1 protein-coding gene and 4 pseudogenes are annotated in these 1910 nt (G+C 71.1%); 4 read left to right on the top strand and 1 reads right to left on the bottom strand.

Annotated features, from left to right (window positions below; genetic code table 11):
- Positions 1–21: 21 nt before the first annotated feature.
- The 4 genes and pseudogenes from E4634_RS22115 to E4634_RS22110 all read left to right on the top strand — a co-directional run.
- A pseudogene (locus tag E4634_RS22115) lies at positions 22–444 on the top strand (aldolase/citrate lyase family protein); the annotation flags it as partial.
- A gap of 17 nt (positions 445–461) precedes the next feature.
- Positions 462–668, top strand: coding sequence for a hypothetical protein (locus E4634_RS21930; RefSeq protein ID WP_240725274.1), 207 nt, complete (start codon positions 462–464; stop codon positions 666–668).
- A gap of 3 nt (positions 669–671) precedes the next feature.
- Positions 672–1295: pseudogene (locus E4634_RS20995) on the top strand (FAD-binding oxidoreductase); the annotation flags it as partial.
- Positions 1280–1432, top strand: a pseudogene (locus E4634_RS22110) (FAD-linked oxidase C-terminal domain-containing protein); the annotation flags it as partial. The pseudogenes E4634_RS20995 and E4634_RS22110, both read left to right, overlap by 16 nt.
- Before the next feature lie 180 nt (positions 1433–1612).
- Here E4634_RS22110 and E4634_RS22105 read toward each other — a convergent pair.
- Positions 1613–1903, bottom strand: a pseudogene (locus E4634_RS22105) (SMP-30/gluconolactonase/LRE family protein); the annotation flags it as partial.
- Positions 1904–1910 lie beyond the last annotated feature (7 nt).

The raw sequence follows: 1910 nt of genomic DNA, 5'->3' as shown, positions 1-1910 counted from the left end.
CCCCACGCCCGCGTTCGCCACCTGGATCGCCATCGACAACAGTATCAGCGCCGAACTGGTGGGCGCCGCCGGCTACGACTGCGTGGTCGTCGATACCCAGCACGGCGGGCCGACCCTGGCCAGCCTGGGCGGGCTGATCCAGGCGCTGGACCTCTCCGCCACCCCGGCGCTGGTGCGCGTGCCCGGTGCCGACGCCGCGCAGATCGGCCGCGCCCTGGCCTCGGCGCCGCCGGTGTCGTGGTGCCCATGGTCTCGGACGCGCAGACCGCGGCGCAGGTCGCGCAGGCCATGCGCTACCCGCCGGCGGGGCTGCGCTCCTTCGGGCGCGTGCGCAACTACTATGGCAATGACACGGGCAAGGACAGCGCGTCGGCCAGCGAGCCCCTGTGCTTCGCCATGATCGAGACCGCGCAGGGCATGGACAACCTCGAGGCGATCGCCGCCGTCGAGGGCACCCGGCGGTGTTCGAGGCGATCGGCCGGATTGTCGCGGCCTGCCGCGAGCACGGCAAGATCGCCGCCAGCGCCAGCCTCGGCACCGACTACAGCCGCGCGCTGCTGGACCTCGGCGTGCAGCTGCTGGTGCAGGGCAGCGACATGGGTTTCGTGCGCCGCGGCATGGCCGAGGACATCCGCCAGTTCCGCGCCCTGGCGCAGGGACGGGACTAGGCCATGGAAACTGTGGCCCTGCTCGATGCCCTGCGTGACGTTGTCGGTGAAAAGTACCTGGTCACCGGTGGCGACGGCGGCAACCGGGTGCTGCGCTGGGGCATGACCCGCGACATGGTCATCGGCCTGGAAGCGGTACTGGCGGACGGCTCCGTGGTGTCCTCGCTGACCAAGATGCTCAAGGACAACGCCGGCTACAACTGGAAGCACCTGCTGATCGGCAGCGAGGGCACCCTGGGCATTGTCACCCGCGCGGTGCTGCGCCTGCGCCCGCTGCCCTCCAGCCGGCAGACCGCGCTGCTGGCGCTGGATGACTTCGCCGACTGCATGAGCGTGTTGCGCGAACTGGGCCGGGTGCTATCCGGGCGGCTGTCCTCCTACGAATTGATGTGGGATGACTTCTACACGCGCATGAGCACAGCGCAGCCCCACGGCGGTGCGCCACCGCTGCCCACCGGGCACACCTACTACGCGCTGGTCGAAGCGATGGGTGGCGACGATGCCGCCGACGATGCGCAGTTCGAACGTGTGCTCGCCGACCTGCTGGAGGAGGGCGTGATCGCCGACGCGGTCATCGCCCAGTCCGAGCGCGAGCGCGCGGCGTCGCCAGCGTGGGTTCGCAGGAGGACGACATCGCCCGGGCGATCGACGAGTGCGTGTACCGGGCGGTGCGCGAGGTGGGCGGCTCGATCTCCGCGGAGCACGGTATCGGCGTGTCGCGCGCGCCCTACATCGGCTGGACGCGCAGCGCCGAGGAACTGCAGTTGATGCGCACCCTCAAGCGCGCGCTGGACCCGGCCAACCTGCTCAACCCGGGCAAGATCGCCCGGTTGCAGGGCGTACAGGCCGCCGTTGGCGGCGGGGTCGTCACCCAGTGGCAGGCGCGTGGTGGTCACGTACAGGGTGTCCAGCGCGGCGCCGCCGAAGGCGGGCTTGGTCGGGTTGCATACCGGCAGCGGCACGACGCGCGCGAGGCTGCCATCCGGCCGGTAACAGCGCAGCGCGCCGGCGGCCACCGCCGCCAGCCAGTAGTTGCCCGCCGCGTCCACGGTGGCACCGTCCACGTAGCCCTCGTCGTCGCCCAGGCGCAGGAACTCGCGTCCATTCTCCAGTTCGCCGCTGGCGGTATCCAGCTCCCAGGCCATTACCGTGCGGGTCGGCGAGTCCGAGGTGTACAGCGTGCGCCCGTCGGGGCTGACGGCGAGGCCGTTGGCGACGTTGATCCCCTCGATCACCGGTGTG

Origin of the sequence: Mangrovimicrobium sediminis, from assembly GCF_004745945.1 — a bacterium.
GTDB classification, from domain to species: domain Bacteria; phylum Pseudomonadota; class Gammaproteobacteria; order Pseudomonadales; family Halieaceae; genus Mangrovimicrobium; species Mangrovimicrobium sediminis.
This window is presented reverse-complemented; position numbering and strand designations above follow the sequence as displayed.